The 18,745-nt window shown below is 46.4% G+C and carries 18 protein-coding genes; 12 read left to right on the forward strand and 6 right to left on the reverse strand.

All coding sequences use genetic code 11. The features are described 5' to 3' along the window. Positions 1–205 precede the first annotated feature (205 nt). The 6 genes from A8806_RS03870 to A8806_RS03895 all read right to left on the reverse strand — a co-directional run bounded on the left by A8806_RS03870 (position 206) and on the right by A8806_RS03895 (position 6,207). Positions 206–913: a transglycosylase domain-containing protein gene (locus A8806_RS03870; RefSeq protein ID WP_109729870.1), complete on the reverse strand. Its 708-nt coding sequence runs from the start codon at positions 911–913 to the stop codon at positions 206–208. A gap of 157 nt (positions 914–1,070) precedes the next feature. Next, positions 1,071–3,107 (reverse strand): ABC transporter permease, encoded by a 2,037-nt coding sequence (locus tag A8806_RS03875; protein ID WP_109729871.1) that lies wholly within the window; start codon positions 3,105–3,107, stop codon positions 1,071–1,073. Continuing rightward, positions 3,097–3,861 carry an ABC transporter ATP-binding protein gene (locus tag A8806_RS03880; protein ID WP_109729872.1) on the reverse strand — a complete coding sequence of 255 codons (765 nt, stop codon included), beginning with the start codon at positions 3,859–3,861 and terminating at the stop codon, positions 3,097–3,099. Before A8806_RS03880 ends, A8806_RS03875 begins: the two co-directional genes overlap by 11 nt. A gap of 130 nt (positions 3,862–3,991) precedes the next feature. After that, entirely contained in the window at positions 3,992–5,023 is a 1,032-nt protein-coding gene (locus A8806_RS03885; RefSeq protein WP_109729873.1) for a sensor histidine kinase, read from the reverse strand. Further along, positions 5,020–5,694, reverse strand: coding sequence for a response regulator transcription factor (locus A8806_RS03890; RefSeq protein ID WP_109729874.1), 675 nt, complete (start codon positions 5,692–5,694; stop codon positions 5,020–5,022). The genes A8806_RS03885 and A8806_RS03890 overlap by 4 nt, the downstream gene beginning before the upstream one ends. Positions 5,695–5,736: 42 nt before the next feature. Then, entirely contained in the window at positions 5,737–6,207 is a 471-nt protein-coding gene (locus A8806_RS03895; RefSeq protein ID WP_109729875.1) for a YbaK/EbsC family protein, read from the reverse strand. A gap of 221 nt (positions 6,208–6,428) precedes the next feature. Here A8806_RS03895 and A8806_RS03900 point away from each other — a divergent pair, with 221 nt between their 5' ends. From A8806_RS03900 to A8806_RS03955, 12 genes are all read left to right on the forward strand, one after another. After that, the gene (locus A8806_RS03900; protein ID WP_109729876.1) at positions 6,429–7,388 is read left to right on the forward strand and encodes a leucine-rich repeat protein; all 960 of its coding nucleotides are present in this window, start codon (positions 6,429–6,431) and stop codon (positions 7,386–7,388) included. A gap of 15 nt (positions 7,389–7,403) precedes the next feature. Beyond that, the gene (locus A8806_RS03905; protein ID WP_109729877.1) at positions 7,404–8,708 is read left to right on the forward strand and encodes a vWA domain-containing protein; all 1,305 of its coding nucleotides are present in this window, start codon (positions 7,404–7,406) and stop codon (positions 8,706–8,708) included. 21 nt (positions 8,709–8,729) lie between these two features. Then, positions 8,730–10,241: an ATP-binding protein gene (locus A8806_RS03910; RefSeq protein WP_109729878.1), complete on the forward strand. Its 1,512-nt coding sequence runs from the start codon at positions 8,730–8,732 to the stop codon at positions 10,239–10,241. A gap of 70 nt (positions 10,242–10,311) precedes the next feature. After that, positions 10,312–11,196 carry a Cof-type HAD-IIB family hydrolase gene (locus A8806_RS03915; RefSeq protein WP_109729879.1) on the forward strand — a complete coding sequence of 295 codons (885 nt, stop codon included), beginning with the start codon at positions 10,312–10,314 and terminating at the stop codon, positions 11,194–11,196. Positions 11,197–11,303: 107 nt separating this feature from the next. Beyond that, complete coding sequence (locus A8806_RS03920) at positions 11,304–13,274, forward strand: sensor domain-containing diguanylate cyclase (protein ID WP_109729880.1); 1,971 nt, start codon at positions 11,304–11,306, stop codon at positions 13,272–13,274. A gap of 14 nt (positions 13,275–13,288) precedes the next feature. Continuing rightward, a complete protein-coding gene (gene srtB / locus A8806_RS03925; RefSeq protein WP_109729881.1) occupies positions 13,289–14,089 on the forward strand; it encodes a class B sortase in 801 nt (266 codons plus the stop codon). 73 nt (positions 14,090–14,162) lie between these two features. Beyond that, the gene (locus tag A8806_RS03930; RefSeq protein WP_109729882.1) at positions 14,163–14,351 is read left to right on the forward strand and encodes a DUF951 domain-containing protein; all 189 of its coding nucleotides are present in this window, start codon (positions 14,163–14,165) and stop codon (positions 14,349–14,351) included. Between the two features lie 130 nt (positions 14,352–14,481). After that, complete coding sequence (rpsF, locus tag A8806_RS03935; protein ID WP_109729883.1) at positions 14,482–14,769, forward strand: 30S ribosomal protein S6; 288 nt, start codon at positions 14,482–14,484, stop codon at positions 14,767–14,769. A 14-nt stretch (positions 14,770–14,783) separates the two neighbouring features. Next, positions 14,784–15,227: a single-stranded DNA-binding protein gene (locus A8806_RS03940; protein ID WP_109729884.1), complete on the forward strand. Its 444-nt coding sequence runs from the start codon at positions 14,784–14,786 to the stop codon at positions 15,225–15,227. A gap of 49 nt (positions 15,228–15,276) precedes the next feature. Further along, the gene (gene rpsR, locus A8806_RS03945; RefSeq protein WP_109729885.1) at positions 15,277–15,543 is read left to right on the forward strand and encodes a 30S ribosomal protein S18; all 267 of its coding nucleotides are present in this window, start codon (positions 15,277–15,279) and stop codon (positions 15,541–15,543) included. A 158-nt stretch (positions 15,544–15,701) separates the two neighbouring features. Then, complete coding sequence (locus tag A8806_RS03950; protein ID WP_109729886.1) at positions 15,702–16,043, forward strand: DUF134 domain-containing protein; 342 nt, start codon at positions 15,702–15,704, stop codon at positions 16,041–16,043. A 20-nt stretch (positions 16,044–16,063) separates the two neighbouring features. Further along, the gene (locus A8806_RS03955) at positions 16,064–18,646 is read left to right on the forward strand and encodes an FAD-dependent oxidoreductase (RefSeq protein ID WP_109729887.1); all 2,583 of its coding nucleotides are present in this window, start codon (positions 16,064–16,066) and stop codon (positions 18,644–18,646) included. Positions 18,647–18,745 lie beyond the last annotated feature (99 nt).

Here is an 18,745-nt window from a genome sequence, read left to right on the forward strand (position 1 = left end):
GTTCACACCCTGCGGGCGTGCACAGTAACGGCATCTGCTTATTTCAAGTCGCCTTCGGCGAGAAGCAGATGCCCTGAGACCATCACTTTATTGGCCCGATGCCGTGCAGCAGGGTGCACGGCACGGTGTGAACAGTAACCCTCACTGCACACCAGAGAGGTGCCCGCAGTAATAAAGAAGAACCGGGGGTATTCCCCCGGTCCGGTTAAAAGGCAGTCTCTCCTGCATTGGCAATCCTTGAAGACTCTTCCTGTGTAATATATTTTTGATTAATCATACTCTGCAGTACTTTCTGCTGGCGTGAATGTGCGAGATCAGGATTCACGTCAGGTGCATAAACCGAAGGGGCGTTGGGGATTCCGGCCAGCATTGTACTTTCGTAGTCAGTCATCTCGGCAGGCTCTTTTCCGTAGTATCCGCGGCTTGCGTCCGCAATGCAGTAATATCCCCCGCCGAAGTAAATGCTGTTGACGTAGAGCTCCAGGATCTCTTTTTTACTGTATTCCCGCTCGATCTTTAAAGCCATGAAACCTTCTGCAGCTTTGCGCGTGATACTCCGCTCCTGATTGAAATAAAGATTCTTTGCAAGCTGCTGTGTGATGGTGCTGCCTCCCTCGATTAGTTCCCAGGCCTGAATATCATTTTTTATGGCACGTGCAATGGAGATGGGGTCAATACCCGGGTGTTTGTAAAATCTTTTGTCTTCCACAGCGACGACCGCATCCAGATAAATCTGAGGCAGGTGGTCCAGAGTCGTATAAGATGGATTATTTTTAATTTCCGCAACTTTTTCCTGAAGGCTTTCCGTTTCTAGAACCTGGCGGTACCGCTCGTAACCGCGGTAGCCGATGAAACAGCCTGCACAGAGAATGCAGAGGAATATAAATGCCAGAAATCTTCGGATTAGTTTCATAATATCACTCTCTTTCGTATTCCCGATTTGATAAGCGTCCTTTGTACATGGAACTGTCCAGAATCATGGACAGTTCTTATATACAAAATATAACATATCAATCTTGTTTTAACATGATATTAATCTTACAAATTCCTTAATTTTTTCGAAAGAGCCTTTATCGCAAATTCTTTTCCCATACGCCAATGTTCCGCCTGAATTCCACGTAGGTTGCGATAAAATAGATCAGGTAAATGCCGCCAAAGAGCAGTATTGAGATGCCGAAGTATGACCAGGACGGCGCCTGCGAAGTTGCCAGTTTGAAGAATTCTCTGCTGTCGTAAAGTACGATTCCACCGCTGATTACAATGGCCGTGATAAAGGGGAAGAGGTAATACAGGAACAGCTGTTTTAAAATCACACAGCTTATTTCTTTTTCCCGCAGACCAAGTTTGCTAAGGAGAGAATACCTGTGCTTATATTTGGCGGAATCGCTCAATTGCTGTACCGCGAGGACAGTCAGCGCCACGCACAGGAAAACAAGCCCCACATAAAAGAGCGGGAAGATAATTGTGGAAAGAAGCGACTTCATACTTTTTGTTTCTATCTCACGTACATATACATGCTGGTTGGACACGTACATGATGTCTGTCCCGTACCCCCGGTCAATGTCCGTTTCATAGTAATCTTCGTCAAGAATACTTTTCCCGGAATCATGGAGATCCAGCAGCTTGTCTGTCAGGTCCGGCTGTACGCTTCCTTTTACCTGTGCTGCGAGGAGGGAATAATAAGGCTTCATACCGTCAGCGGCCTGATCGGGGACCACCAGCAGGTAGTCGGCTCCGTTATGCCCGTTCTGTTCGAACCCTTCCGTGTAGACACCTGCACATTTATATTCATTTCCGGAGATGGTTAACGAGGTATGGGAAAAGCGTCTGCCGGCATCCTTAAGCCGTGACTTGATCTGGATCAGGTACTGGTTCTTTTCTAACGAAACTTTTTTGTATCCCGCCATTTCCCGAAGTGTATTGTAGTCCGAAAGCTTCATGTAGGTGTCATATTTGAAGTAAGCGCTGTCATTTGCCACAGAATTTTCCAGGACATCGCTGTAATATTTCTCCATGAATTTCCTGAAATCACTCTTATGATCTTCAAAAATCTGGTAAACCAGTTCGGAGCTTATTTTGCTGTCTTTTTTTATCAGTTCGTTTTCAGCAGAAAAATCATACCCGGGATCGGGATTGTAAACTGCGATGTCAAAAGGCCAGTTGACATCGGCCTGTGTCGTCTGAAACTGATTCAGCATCAGTGCATGTGAGGAACCAAGCAAGGCGACCATGAAAAGTACGGTCAGTGTGCCAAGTGTAAACTGCATGGTCCTCACTTTTGAAGCGAGCTGCCTGAGTACAAAGATATTGGCACCCTTTAAGACACCATTTTTGCCGGAGCGGATGTATCCGATCAGGAATGCCGATAAACCCATGTAAAGGAAATATACCGAAACAATTAGTCCAATAATCATAAAATAAATATTTCCATCGGTAAACCGCCCGCTGACCATCATCCAGCTAAAGAACAGCATATAGAGAACTGCGGCAAAGAACATCCACTGCCTGCCGGATTTATTCCCGTTATTTAATTCTTCGTTCTGCTGGTCCAGGTACATCATATCGCGGATGTTCATCTTTCGGAAACGTTTCTTATTGCGGATCAGGGCCAGAAAATAGGAACCGGCAAAGATTGCTGCCGTCATCAGCAGTGTTCCGGCCTTGAATTCGAGATGCAGGCTGTATTCTGTATCCACAATCGCGTAGATCAGGGTTGTAATCACCTGCTGCAGGAAGACGCCTGGGATCAGCCCGATGAGGAAAGAGACTGTTCCAAGGATTACCGTTTCTTTGAAAAACAAACTGGCGACCTGTTTTTTATGAAAGCCGAGCAGCAGATATGTGGCAAATTCACGGCTTCGTTTTTCAGCCATAAACCGGATCATATAGTGAATCAGCCAGATGATGATCAGGACAATAAAAAATGTGGCAAGCCCGATCATCATCCCCATGATGCCTGCTTCTGAACTGATCTTCTGTATGTCTTCAGAGAAGATCATGGAGTTGAATGCAAACATCAGGGAAGTAATGAAGATCATCGTGATCAGGTAGATAAAATAATCTTTAAAAGACCGTTTTGCATTGCGCAGGGCGAGCTTACTCAGCATACCCATCACCTCCCGTCAGGGAAAGTACATCCAGAATTTCATTCAGGAATACTTTTCTGGTCCGGCTCCCTTTTATGAGTTCGTGAAAGATCTGCCCGTCTTTCAGGAAGAGGATGCGGTTACAGTAACTTGCCGAAAAAGCATCGTGGGTTACCATCAGGATAGTAGCCTTCATTTCCTGATTCATATAGGTAAACGTCTCGAGCAGCATCCGGGCGGATTTGGAATCCAGTGCGCCGGTAGGCTCATCTGCAAAGACAATCTGCGGGTGGTTGATCAGGGCCCTTGCACACGCACAGCGCTGCTTTTGCCCGCCGGACACCTCATAGGGAAACTTATCTCTGCATGACCAGATTTCTAGACGCTCCATGATATCCTTTGTACGTTCAGCAATTTCCTTCCGGCCCTTCTTTGTCAGTGACATTGCCAGAGATATATTTTCCTTTAGTGTCAGCGTATCCAGAAGGTTATAGTCCTGAAAAACAAATCCCAGATTATTTTTGCGGAAATCTGCCATCTGGTCTTCATCCATGCGCGTGATGTCTTCATTTCCGTACCAGATATGTCCCGAAGTTACGGTGTCAACGGTTGCAAGCAGATTGAGAAGTGTCGTTTTTCCGCTTCCGCTGGCGCCCATAATCCCGGTAAATTCCTCCTGATTGACAGTAAACGTAATTCGATTGATTGCTTTGGTAATATTTTTGTTGCTTCCATAATATTTTTCAACATCCTCGATGCGAAGAAGCTCTTTCATAAAACATTCCTCTCTTTCCTATTGCCAGATTTAAAGTTGGTTATTCATTTACTTATTATTATGGTAATAGAAAATGTTCCGGTCTGGTATCAATGTAGTTTGCAGAAACCTTACGAAATTGAAAGGTTTCTCATTCCCTGCCGAAATATTGGCTCCCGTCCGGGAAAATCAGGGAAATCCTTGTAAATTCACCCTCCACGGAGTCTGCTTCCAGTGTAATCCCGAGCTTTCGGCTCAGTTTCCTGCACAGATATAATCCAATCCCTGTGGACCTGCGGTTTTTCCGGCCGTTGCTGCCAGTAAACCCTTTATCAAATATGCGGCCCAGTTCTTCCTGCCGGATGCCGGTTCCGTTGTCCTCGATCATCAGCGTGGTGCTGCAGGCCTCTTTCCGGGTGCGGATGGTGATGAGACAATTGTCCTGCTTCTTATATTTTACCGCATTAAGGATAATCTGATTGATCATGAATTCCAGCCATTTGTCGTCGCAGTAAACAGTTTTGGCTTCTGCCTGCATATCGATCCGGACATGGTTCTGTATCAGATAGGGCCTGCTTCTTTGGATTACGTTCATTAGGACATTTTCAAGGGAGATTTCCCGTATCATGTAATCCTGATAAACCGTGTCAGAACGCGCGAAGTAAAGAGCCTTGTCCACATCATTTTCCAGTTCGCTTAAATGTGACTTCAAAAGGGCAGTGTCTTTCGGGGTCCATGCAGATGCTTTCCGGTTATCACACATCAGGTTCATGGAAGTCAGGGGGAGCTTTACCTCGTGGATCCAGTTTTCGATAAACTCCTTATACTCGGTGCTTTCGGTTTCCATATGGTGTACCGCGTCAATGACAGACTTATTGGAGTCCTTTAAAACGCTGCGGTACAGCCTGTCCTCCAGACGCCAGGAATCCGGAATGACCTCGGAGATCAGGTATGGCTTGTCCAATGTATCCAGAATCTGAAAAATCTGGTGAAAATAATGGCTTCTCTGCCGCCAGATGACAAGGAGGTAAACGGTAAGCAAAAACAGCCATGCCATATAAAAGAGAAATAGCTGACCTGTATTCACGCCGCATGCAGAAAAATAGAAAAAACTCCCCAGCATGCACAGCAGGTGCAGCAAAAGGAGCATGATTTTATCTTTTAGAAAATTCCATAACGTCATATCCGGTACCCCTGCCCTCTCCTCGTCTCAATCATGTTTCCGGCCCCGATATCCTTTAGTTTACCGCGGATTCGGGTGATGTTGACGCTCAGTGTGTTGTCGTCAATAAAAATCTGGTTATCCCATAAGTCATCGATTAATTCTTCCCGGGAAACGATCTGCCCGGCTCTGGAAAACAGGTTATAGCATATCCGGAGTTCATTTTTTGTGAGTTCGGCAGACCTGCCGCGGCAGGACAATGTCGCATCCAGCATATTCAGTTCGCAGTCCTTCCATATAAAGTGGTAAGGATCCTCCTGGGGGCCTTTTTTGCCGGTCCTTTTTAGGACAGCGGCTATCCGTGCGAGCAGGACCGGGGCGTGGTAGGGCTTTGTGATATAGTCGTCCCCGCCCATCATCATGCCATTTAGTTCATCCATTGCATTATTAAAACTGGTGACAAAAATAACAGGAGTATCCATTTTCCTGCGGATATCCTGACAAAGGGACAAACCATTGATTCCCGGAAGCTGGATATCTAGTAGAATCAGATCCGGGGCACATGCTTCTGCCTGAGATACGATCTGCGTGAAATCCTCAATCACATCCACCTCATATAGAGCATTTTCCAGAAGCAGTTTTAATTCTGCCCGGATATCCGGGTCATCTTCTATGACAAGAATTCGGTACAAAACAAAAACCCTCCTTTGCCGGGAAACATGGCTTGCTGCACCTTATTCCCAGTCTTTTCCAACGTCAATCCATTTTGCGGCATGTGAATATTCCTCCAGCTCCGGCAGTGTCAGCTCGATGGCGCTGTTGCTGCTTCCGGCGGCCGGGTAAACGGTTTCGAAACGCTTCAGTGATTCATCCAGATATACTGTAACACCGGCCTTCACGGCAAATGGGCATACCCCGCCGGGGGCGTGTCCGATCAGGTCCTCTACCTCATCCGGGCGGATCATTTTTGCTTTTTCTCCGAATGCTGCTTTATACTTTTTATTATCCGTGCGCGCATCGCCTGCAAGAACGATCAGGACAGGGCCGTCCGCGGTGATGAACGACATTGTCTTGGCAATCCGCGCCGGTTCACATCCGACTGCCCGGGCCGCCTCTTCCACAGTGGCGCTGGACGCTTCCGGCTCCAGAATCCTATCGGCAAGGCCGAAAGGCTCGAAATATTCTCTAACTTTTTCAACAGACATGGTAGAAAGCCTCCTTACTTATCCACAATTACTTCATACAGCGGTGAAAATTTACTTAAAATAAAGCGTAGTACGAAATAATAGAAATGTCAAGTAAGAACGGATTCTTGAAAAAATACGCCACTGCTCTTATAATAGGAGAGTGAGTTTAGAGTTACTGTGCACACCATGCCGCATATCACGCTGCACAGTAATAGTTTAGAAAAGAGGACAGCCGGCTTATGAAATTGTATTATCAGATAAAGGACAATTGTATCGAGATCATCCGTTGTTTCGGAAATGACACGAAAGTTGTGCTGCCGGAGCAGATCGATGGCCTGCCCGTCACATCTGTGGCCGCGTATGCTTTTTCTGACCGGAAAACGGGCGAGGAGGGGCAGGTATTCGTTTATAGAAATAATGAGCTGGGCCTGTTTGGGGAGGAAGAGCATCTTCTTGCAGGAAACTGTGTGGAGGAAATTGTCTTTCCGGGGACAGTCCGGGAAATTGGGAATTATATTTTTTACGGTTGTAAACGGCTGAGAAAGCTGGAGTTTTATCATACGCTGATGCAGATCGGGAGCGGCGCGTTTACCGGCTGCAGTGCGCTGAAGTCTCTGACTGTGCACATGGAGAGCGGCAGCCAGTCCTGTGTGAAGGAGATTCTTGGGGAATTATGGCAGCGCATCGATGTCACGTTTTGTTATGGAGAAACGAATGAAAAGGCAGTCCTTGTATTTCCGGAGCATTATGAGGAGGCTGTGGAGAATACGCCGGCCCGTATTTTATTTACACAACATCACGGGTCAGGGAATAATTACAGGCAATGTTTCTATAATAAGGAAATAGATTACCGCAAATATGATAGTCTTTTTTCTGTGGCGGCAGCGCGCGACAAAGCGGGGGTGCTGGCCGACATTGCTTTTGGCAGGCTGGAATACCCCTATCAACTGGCGGAGAATTACAAGGCTGCTTATCAGAATCTGATACAGGACCGATATAAAGAAATTATAAAGTATCTTTTGGAAAAGGAAAATTTCCCGGGGATAAGAGTAATTACAGAAAACGGGATATGGAACGGTGAAATGCTTGAATATGCCCTCGAACTTGCCGCAAGGCAGGGGAAAACGGAGATTTTGAGTTATCTTATGAATGAGAAACAAAAAAATGTACCGAAGAAGACGAAGAGATTTGAACTGTAAAAAGGAGGGACAGCCATGACAGGAATGGATGATCAGGAAAGAAAAGAAGCGGCAGTATATCTGGAAGGTCTGGGAAATCAGATACTAAGCGCCGCCCGGGATGAGCTTTATCTTGGAATGCGTTTTCTGGATGTGGCCCTGAGCAGTTTTGCATATCAGATGGATACGTCAGTCAATCCTTTTGGGACGAATGGGAGTGTGATTTATTTCCACCCGCAGTATCTGGGGGGAGTGTACCGGGAGAACCGGATTCTGGTGAACCGGGGCTACCTGCATATGGTGTTCCACTGTATCTTCCGCCACATGGTAAAGCGTGGGATGGATGACAGGTATTGGAACTTAAGCTGTGATATTGCAGCAGAGCACATGACAGACAGTAACTTCCACCGATCAGTCAGGTTTCCGAAAAGCCTGCTTAGGCGGGAGACCTACCGGAAGATGGAGTTGGAAGGAAAGGTTCTGAATGCCGAGAGGATTTACGCAATTCTGGAAGCGTGGGAGCTTTCCGGTAAAGAACTGGAGCGTCTGGAAGCGGAGTTTTATGTGGATGACCATAAATACTGGGAGAACCAGCAGCCTGACCAGAAACCGGACCCGGACCTGAACCGGAAATGGCAGGAAATCAATGAGCGGATGGAAACAGATCTTGAGACCTTTTCGAAGGAGGCCTCCGAGAAGGCGGGAGATTTGCTGGACCAGATAAAGATTGAGAATAAGGAGCGGTATGATTATAAGGAGTTTTTGCGGAAATTTTCGGTATTGCGGGAAGAAATTGCTGTTGACCCGGACACGTTCGACTATTCTTTTTACAGCTATGGGCTGCGCGTATATGGGAATATGCCCCTGATCGAGCCGCAGGAGACGAAGGAAGTGCGGAAGGTCTCTGAGTTTGTGGTGGTGATCGATACATCGATGTCCTGCTCAGGGGAATTGGTCCGCAAATTCCTTGAAGAAACATATTCGGTTTTAAGTGAAGAAAATAGTTTCTTCAAAAAGGTGAATATTCATATTATCCAGTGTGATGAGGCCGTGCACTCTGACCAGCGCATTACCAGTCTCGAAGAACTGGAAGATTATATGTCACACCTTACCTTATATGGTGAAGGTGGTACAGATTTCAGGCCCGCATTTGCATATGTGGATGAACTTCTGAATAAGGGGGAGTTTGAAGACCTGCGGGGTCTGATTTATTTTACCGATGGGTATGGTATATATCCGAACAGAATGCCTCCCTATAAGACGGCATTCGTATTTATGCAGGAAGATTATTATGACGTGGACGTTCCGGCGTGGGCGGTCAAGCTGATACTGACGGAATAATGATTAAGAGGAGAGTGAACGATGGATATTAAGAGAGCAAAGCAGGAAATAAAGGATTCAATTGAGGCCTATCTGGCAAAAGATGAATTCGGGGAATACAGGATTCCGGCTATCAGGCAGAGGCCGATTCTGCTGATGGGGCCTCCGGGAATCGGGAAGACACAGATCATGGAGCAGATTGCGAAGGAATGCAGGATCGGTCTTGTGGCCTATACGATTACACACCATACGAGACAGAGCGCGGTGGGACTCCCTTTTATTAAGGAAAAAGTTTACGGCGGAAAAGAATTTTCGGTGACAGAATATACGATGAGTGAGATCATCGCATCTGTTTACGAGAAGATAGAACAGACAAAGATTGAGGAAGGAATCCTGTTTATTGATGAGATTAACTGTGTGTCGGAGACGCTTGCGCCGACGATGCTGCAGTTTCTCCAGGGGAAGACATTCGGAAACCAGAAGGTGCCGGAAGGCTGGATTATCGTGGCTGCGGGGAATCCTCCGGAATATAACAAATCCGTGCGGGATTTTGACGTGGTGACGCTGGACCGGATTAAGAAGATCGACGTGGAAGAAAACTTTGACGTCTGGAAAGAATATGCGTACAAACAAGGGCTGCACCCAGCGGTGATCTCTTACCTCGAGCTGAGAAAAGAGAATTTTTACCGCATAGAGACAACCGTGGACGGCAAATATTTTGCCACGGCGCGCGGATGGGAGGACCTGTCACAGCTAATCCAGGTATACGAGCACCTGCATAAAACAATCGACAGGGATGTGGTATACCAGTACATTCAGCACCGCATGATAGCAAAAGACTTTGCGAACTATCTGGAACTTTACTATAAATATAAAGAAGACTACGGGATTGAAGATATTCTGGCGGGTGAATGGAACACAGCCACACTGCAGAAAGTGAAAGCGGCGCCGTTCGACGAGCATCTGAGCATCGTGAGCCTGCTGAACGGAAAACTCAGTGAACTGTTTGAAAGCTGCCATATGATGGACGCTTATGTAACGAAACTCTATGAATACCTGATCTACTACAGAGAAAACAAGGTAACATCCATGCTGGAAGACATCTGGCATCTGGCAGAGAAGGACATGGAAGAACTGAAAACTTCCGAGCTCATGACACACAGAGAAGAACTGACCATGAAAAGAGTTATTGCGGCCCTGGAGCGGTTTTCGGTTAATATCAAGGGTGAACTGTTTATCGGGGACGGGGCATTCGACGAAGTAAAAGCGATGTTTGAAAAAGAAGTAGATGCACGAGAAGAAGAAATTGCTTATACATCTCAGACACTACAAAACGTGTTCAATTTCCTGGAAGATGCCTTCGGGGAAAGCCAGGAAATGGTGGCGTTTATTACCGAGCTGAACGCGAATTACTATAGCGTCTGGTTCATCAAAGAGAACGGCAGCGACCAGTATTACCGCTATAACAAGGGACTTTTGTTTGATGAGAGACAGCAGGACATCGTGCGCCAGATGGATCAGGTGGAGGACATGCTCAATCACGGGATAAAGTAAGGGGCTGCAAAGGGGTCAGACCCTTTTGCGGTCCATATTCAGAATATTCTTAAAATTAGGAGGAGTAAGGATGATTAAAGTGATCGCGTCCGACATGGACGGCACGCTTTTGGATGATAATCACAAACTGGCGCCGGAAACGCTGAAGGCGATACATAAGGCTTGTGAAGCGGGGATACGGTTTATGGTCGCAACCGGGAGGAATTTCCGTGGGGCGATGGAGGAATTGAAGGATGTGGAGCTGACCTGTGATTATATCGTGGGCAGCGGAGCGGAAGTCCGCAATCAGGAACGGGAGGTTGTTCTTACGGCCCCGATCGATATGGACCTGTGCGAAGAAGTTTACCATGCACTGGAAAAGTATCCGGTATCAGTTGTTTTTTGTACGGACGATTTTGATTACCGGATCGGGGATGAAGAGGAGATTGAAGAGAGTTTTGTCCGCCAGCTGAAGGTCTTCCATTTGGATAAAGATATCAGTGAGGAACAGGCAAAATTGGATCCCCTTTACCAGCGTGTACGGAAAAGCACAATCATCATTTCAAAATTTGATGAACTCCGTGCGGCAGGTGTGCCGGTATATAAGATTTTTCTGTACTCAGGGGACCTTTCGATGCTGGAGCGGATCCGTCTGGAATTGGAGAAAAACTCCCGGATCGCTGTGGCGGCTTCTTTTGAGACGAATCTTGAGATTACGGATGTAAAGGCACAGAAAGGCCCTGTGCTTAAGAAATATATTGAATCTCTGGGATACACAATGGATGAAGTCATGGTATTCGGCGACAGTATGAATGACTATTCCATGCTGTCTATGGAATTCGGGGCAACGGTTGCAATGGAAAATTCCATGCCTGAAGTAAAATCAGCTGCCAGACATGTTACGAAATCAAATCAGGAACATGGTGTGGCATTTGTAATAAACGAAATGCTTAAGAAATATGGAAATGATAAATGAGGGGAAAAATTTCAGATTCGTCCAGAAATAGGAGATTTATGAGCCGGGTTGTGATACAATAAGCAAAGGAAAGACAGCACGTTCATTTATCTTAAAGGAGTTCGGGTATGGAGACAGAAAAGGATAAAAAAGAACATAAAGAACGTTCATTAGAGGAATTAATAGAAGAGAATAAGAATCTGAATGCCCTGATACAGAATGTTCCGGGCGGTGTTATGTGCTGCAGCGCGGATATGGATAACGGACTGGAACTGTTAGAATACAGCGATGGCTTTTTAAAGCTTCTGGGGTATACAGCAGAGGAACTGAAGGAAAAGTATGATAATAAGTTCCGCAGCATTATATATGAAGAGGACTGGGAGGCAACTGCAAAGTCTGTAGGGGAGCAGATGAGCAGGGGGAGCACAAAGAAGATTGAGTACCGCGTGAAGTGCGGGGACGGGACACTGAAAATGATATACGATCAGGGGCAGCTCGTCCGCCGGAACGGATACGATGTTTATTACTGTATTCTGTCGGATGTGACAGAACAGCGGGCTGTGACGGAAGCACTGCGTCTGAGTCTTGAGAGACACCAGATCATCATGGAGCAGACACGGGACATTATTTTTGAGTGGGATGTGGAAAAGGACAGCGTAATGTGGTCTGATAACTGGAAAGAAAAGTTCGGATATCAGGCGTTTTCCACCAATGTAGAGCAGGAGCTTCTGGAAAACGGGCATATATATCCAGAGGACAGGGAAACACTGATGCAGCTGTACTATAAGCTGGTAGGAAATGCCACATATGAAGAAACAGAAATCCGTATCCAGAGGATTGATGGTGTATTTATATGGTGCAGGATCAGGGCATCCCTGCAGCTTGGTGCGTCAGGTGACAAGAAAAAGGTAATCGGTGTGATTATAGACATCGACAACGAGAGGCAGGAGGCCGAAAAGCTGAAGGAGAGGGCCGAAAAGGATGCCCTTACCGGCGTATATAACAAGGGGACTGTCCAGATGCTCGGGGACCAGTACCTCTCCAAGATGAAACGGGGAGAAATGGCCGCGTTTTTCATGATAGATATTGACGATTTCAAGTATATTAATGATGTTTACGGGCATTTGAGCGGGGATGTCATTCTGGCAGAGATTGCCGCGGGATTGAAGCGGATATTCAGAAGCGGTGATATCATCGGCCGGATCGGCGGTGACGAGTTTGCTGTCATTATGAAAGATATCCGTGAAGTGGATGCAGTCGAGAGGAAAGCACAGGAAGTAATCGGTATATTCAATCACCTGCTCGAAGAGGATAAGTATACATTTTCCAGCAGCATAGGAATTGCCTTTGCGCCGAAACATGGATACGCGTTTGAAACGATGTATAAAAAGGCGGATATTGCTCTTTATAAGGCGAAAGCGGAAGGCAAGAATACATGGAGGTTTTATGAAGAAGGCCTCAAGATGGAAAGCAGCATAGGGAATGGCTATTCGACACAGCGAAAAGCAGACAATTCCGAGGAGATGTGGCAGGGAGAGGCGGGGATTGTAAGTTACATTTTTTCCTCCCTGTATGAGTCGGAAGACGTAAGAAGGGGAATTGAAGATATCCTGAATATAGTAGGAACACAATTTGGTGTCAGCCGTGCCTATATTTTTGAAGATACAGAGGATGGGGCGGCAACTTATAATACATTCGAGTGGTGCAGGGAAGGAATCGGCCCTCAAAAGGAGGAACTGCAGGGGGTGCCGGGGAGTGTGCTGGGAGACTACTATAGCAATTTCAACGCAAACGGTTTGCTTTACTGCCGCGACATCAGGGAGCTGGACGAACCGCTCCGTGAACTGTTAGAAAAACAAGGGATCAAGTCCATGCTCCAGTGCCTTATTATGGACAAGGGGGAGAAAAAGGGGTTCGTGGGATTTGATGAGTGTGAAACGAACCGCTTGTGGACAAAACAGCAGATCGATACGCTGTCTGTGATTTCTCAGGTGATCAGCGTATTCCTGCGGAAAGAACGGGCACAGGAAGCACTGTGCAGATTAGTGCAGGGGATGCCTGCCGAAGCTGCTGAAGACAAACAGTGCATGAGCCATTAGAGGAGAAGACAGGAATGAGCAGAAAGAAAAGACAGAAGAAATCTTCAAGGAAAAGGAGCAGGGTGGGAGACATTGTCACTACCACAATACTAATTGCGGCAATCTGCGTATTTATATTTTCTGCGTATCAGCTTGTCACGATGCTGGTCCCATACTATTCCGGCGGAAAAGAATACGATGATGTCAAAAAGCTGGCTATCATAAAGGATGATACGGGTAAAGACGGTGATGAAGGAAATGGAGATAACTTTCAGGTGGATTTTGATGCACTCCTGAAAGAAAATCCCGACACCGTAGCGTGGCTCCGCTTCGACGAACCGTCCATAATCAGTTATCCAGTGGTTAAAAGCTCGGACAACCAGGAATACCTGACCAAAACATTTTCGGCCAACGATAACAAGCTGGGCGCCATTTTTATGGACATGCGCAATAACAAAGATTTTACAGATCTGAATACCTTCATCTACGGACATAACCTTAAAGTAGGCGGGGAGATGTTTTCACAGTTGAACGAATATGCCAGTGAAGACTTTTGCAAAGCGCATCCATATTTTTATATCTATACGCCGAACGGAAAGCTTACCTACAAAGTATTCTCGGCAGGAACCGTAAAGGATATAGCGGCAAACTATATCCTGACATATGAGAATGAGAAAGAATACACAGATTACCTGCAAATGTGCAGGAACTCATCTAATTACCAGGTAGATGTAACGTTGGACGCAAAGTCACGCATCGTCAGCCTGTCGACTTGTACGAATATTAATGATGATGAGAGGTTCCTTGTACAGGGGGTGCTTGTGGAGAACGAGTAGTTTTCAAAGGGGTCTGACCCCTTTGCGGTCCGTTTTCAGAATATTCTCATTTTATTAAAAAAGGAGGGCGTTTATGCCAGACAGATTTGATGTCGGAGATGTCATCCGCATGAAGAAACCCCATCCGTGCGGCAGCCATGAATGGGAGATTTTAAGGGTTGGGGCGGATTTCCGTCTGAAGTGTGTGGGATGCAGCCACCAGATCATGGTTCCGCGCAGGTTAGTGGAAAAAAATACAAAAGAAATTCGCAAAAAGTCTTGAATTGGACAACTTCTTATGGTAAAATAGGAATTCGTGACGTACCCGTTGAATTTATAGATTCACGGATATCATTAATTCCTTGTTCCCGCTAAGGTACGGGAGCCAGAGACCATAAGGAGGTGCTAAAGACATGAACAAGTATGAGTTAGCTGTTGTTGTCAGTGCAAAAATCGAAGACGACGCTAGGGCAGAAGTTGTTGAAAAAGTGAAAGCATTAATCGCTCGTTTCGGCGGCAATGTTACTGACGTTGATGAATGGGGTAAGAGAAGATTTGCTTACGAAATTCAGAAGATGAAAGAAGGATTTTACTACTTCATCCACTTCGAATCTGACAGTACTGTTCCAGGAGAAGTTGAACAACGTATCCGCATCATGGACAATGTACTCAGATATTTATGCGTTAGACAGGAAGCATAGAGAAAGAGGTATATATGAACAAAGTAGTTTTAGTAGGGCGTCTCACAAGAGACCCGGAAGTTAGATATTCACAGGGTGACAGTGCAACTGCAGTTGCAAGATATACATTGGCTGTTGACCGTAAGTTCAAGAGAGACAATGAACCGACAGCGGATTTTATTCCGTGTGTTGTATTCGGCCGCTCAGGAGAGTTTGCGGAGAAGTATTTCCGCCAGGGAATGCGTGTTTCCATATCAGGACGTATCCAGACAGGAAGCTACACGAACAAAGAAGGCGTGAAAGTATACACAACAGAAGTAATTGTCGAGGATCAGGAATTTGCTGAGAGCAGAGCGGAAAGCGATGCGAACAGAGGCTCCTTCCATCAGGCAGCGCCAAGCCCGGCACCAAGTGTTGATGCAGGTGACGGATTCATGAACATCCCGGATGGGATTGATGAAGAGTTACCGTTTAACTAAGACACGGACTGTGGAATCTTTCTATTATTAATATAGGAGGTAAAGAGAAATGGCTTACGATAAAGGTAGCAGACCAGAAGGCGGTTTCAAGAGAAGAGGACCGGCTCGCAGAAGAAAAAAAGTTTGTGTATTCTGTGGTAAAGAGAATAACGAAATCGATTATAAAGACGTAGCAAAATTAAAGAAATACATCTCTGAAAGAGGAAAAATTCTTCCTAGAAGAATCACAGGAAACTGTGCAAAGCATCAGAGAGCTCTTACAGTAGCAATCAAGAGAGCAAGACACATTGCTTTAATGCCATACGTACAGGATTAATCAAAAGTACAGACCGTCACTGCATCGTTGCAGCGGCGGTCTTTTTGCGTAATAGAAAGGCGTGTTCCTTGTACACAAAGCGAATCGTGAAATTATTGACAATATTATTGACATATGTTCATTAAGTGGTATACTAGAAAAAGAAAAGGGGTGACAATATGCCAAGACCGCAAAAATGCAGGTGCATCTGTTCCAGACCAAAAGTGAAAGGTTTTACGCCAGTCGGCCATGAAAGCGGAGAGACTGTTATCATCGGGTATGATGAATACGAGGCAGTCCGGCTTTTGGATTATGTAAAACTGACCCAGGAGCAGTGCGCGAAGAAAATGAACATTTCCCGTCCCACGGTCACCAGAATTTATGAGGAAGTCAGGCAGAAGATTGCGGATGCGATGGTAAACGGGAAGGAAATCAGGATCGAAGGCGGCGATGTGATCGTCTGCGAGGCGATGAAACCGGAGTGCGTGAATGAAGTGCACTGCTGTCACAGACAGAAGTAAAAAGAAAAGGAGATAAGCCAATGAACGTGTTAGTTATTGGAGGAGTTGCTGCCGGTACTAAAACAGCAGCAAAGTTAAAGCGTCAGGACCAAAGCGCTGAGATTACGATTATTACGAAAGACAAGGATATATCTTATGCCGGGTGCGGGCTGCCGTATTATGTGGGCGGAGTGATTGAAGAAAAAGAAGAACTGATCGTAAACACGCCGCAGAAATATTCTGCACTGACTGGGGTAAAAGTACTGACAGGCATAGAGGCAGTAGGACTGGATTCAGATAAGAAAGTGGTAAAGGCAAAGAATCTGTCAACAGATGCGGAGGAAACCTATACATACGACAAACTGATCATCGCGACGGGTGCTTCCCCGGCCATTATTCCGATTGACGGAATTAGTCTTCCGGGAGTATTCAAAATGCGTACCCCGAATGACGCAATCGGTGTAAGAGACTATGCAGAAACCAACCATGTGAGAAAAGCAGTTGTTGTCGGTGCCGGTTTTATAGGCCTCGAGGTTGCCGAGAACTTGAAGCTGAGAGGAATACAGGTAACTGTGATTGATTTTGCATCCCAGATACTCCCTAATATATTGGACCCGGAGATGGCGGCTTACGGTAAAAAGCACCTTCTCAAAGAAGGAATCCGGGTGATAACCGGTACAAAAGCAGAAGCTGTCCTCGGAGAGGGGAAAGTGACAGGCCTTAAGACGAGCGCGGGCACATTCCCGTGCGAGATGGTTATTATGGCGGCGGGCATCCGTCCAAATACCGCATTCCTTCAGGATACAGGAATTGAGATGTTCAAGGGAACTATTTTAACTGATGGACACATGCAGACAAATCTGCCGGATGTATATGCGGCGGGGGACTGTGCGATGGTTACGAACCGGATCACGGGCAGCAGGCAGTGGTCGCCGATGGGATCTTCCGCCAACATGGAAGGACGTACACTGGCGCAGATAATGACAGGGGACGAAAAAGAATATAAAGGTGTCCTTGGCACCGGTGTTGTAAAACTGCCGAACTTAAACTGCGGAAGAACAGGACTAACAGAAGAACAGGCAAAAGCGGCCGGCTATGATGTCATAACGGCACTCTCTGTAACAGACGACAAGGCCCATTACTATCCGGATGCGGCATATTTTATCACAAAACTGATTGCAGACAAAACGACACATAAGCTTCTAGGAGTTCAGGTATTTGGCCCGGGGGCTGTCGACAAAATGGTAGATGTTGCTGTAGTGGGCCTGAACATGGGGGCTGTACTGGAAGATTATGAGAACGCGGATTTTGCTTACGCGCCTCCGTTTTCAACAGCGATCCACCCGTTTGTACAGGCGGTTTATATCCTGCTGAATAAAATAAACGGCGATATGGTCAGCATGACACCGGCAGAATATGCAGAAGGAAAAGCAGAAGGCTATACAGTGCTGGATGTGGGACTGACACCTGCCATCCGCGGTGCGCAGTACATCAACCTTGGGGCCGTGAAGGGTGAACTAGAGGGAATCGGAAAGGACGAAAAGCTCCTCCTTGTCTGTACAAAAGGAAAACGTGCTTACTTCCTGCAGAACAGACTGCGCCACTTCGGCTACACAAATACAGTGGCGCTGGAAGGCGGCGTGTTCTTCAGCGACGTAAAGGTGAAGAATACACAAACTGAGATTTCGGCCGATGAAGTTACAAGAGTTAAAGGTCTTGGTTTCCTGCGGGATAAGACGACCGCAGACAAATTCAATGGCCGTGTAATCACGAGAAACGGGAAAATAACTGCGGATGAGACACGTACCATAGCAGAGGCCGCGGAGCTGTACGGAAGCGGCGAAGTAACAATGACCTCCCGCCTGACAATGGAAATTCAGGGAGTACCGTTTGACAACATCGAACCGCTGAGGGAATACCTGATGCAGGCTGGCCTCGAGACAGGCGGAACGGGTTCCAAAGTACGTCCGGTTGTATCCTGCAAAGGAACGACCTGCCAGTATGGTCTGACTGATACATTCGCGCTGTCAGAAGAAATACACGAACGTTTCTATCACGGTTATTCATCAGTCAAGCTTCCGCACAAGTTTAAAATAGCAGTGGGCGGATGTCCGAATAACTGCGTAAAACCTGACCTGAATGATATCGGAATTATCGGGCAGCGTATTCCTCAGGTTGATCTGGAAAAATGTAAAGGATGCAAAGTCTGTCAGGTGACGGAAAGCTGTCCGATCGGCATTGCAAAGATGGAAGACGGAAAAATCGTGATCGATGATGATGCATGCAACCACTGCGGCAGATGTATCGGCAAATGCCCGTTCAGCGTAGTGGAAGACTATACAGACGGATACCGCATCTACATAGGCGGCCGCTGGGGAAAGAAAGCATCTCAGGGAAGATATCTGGATAAAGTATTCACTGATAAAGAAGAAGCTCTGGATACGATCGAAAAAGCAATTCTGCTGTTCAGGGAACAGGGAAACACAGGAGAACGTTTCGGAGATACGATCGCACGCCTTGGTTTTGAAAACGTGCAGGAGCAGCTGCTTAAAGATGACCTGCTGTCCAGAAAAACAGAGAACCTTGCAGCCCAGAAACATTTGAAGGGCGGGGCAACCTGTTAAGCTGGGAATGAAAACAGAAAAGAGGGAGTGTTGCCTGACGGCGCTGCTCCCTCTTTTCTGTTACATTTATATCTTATTTAAAAGACACATACCAAAGCT

The sequence above is a fragment of the Faecalicatena orotica genome, from assembly GCF_003149245.1.
Lineage (GTDB): Bacteria > Bacillota > Clostridia > Lachnospirales > Lachnospiraceae > Faecalicatena_A > Faecalicatena_A orotica.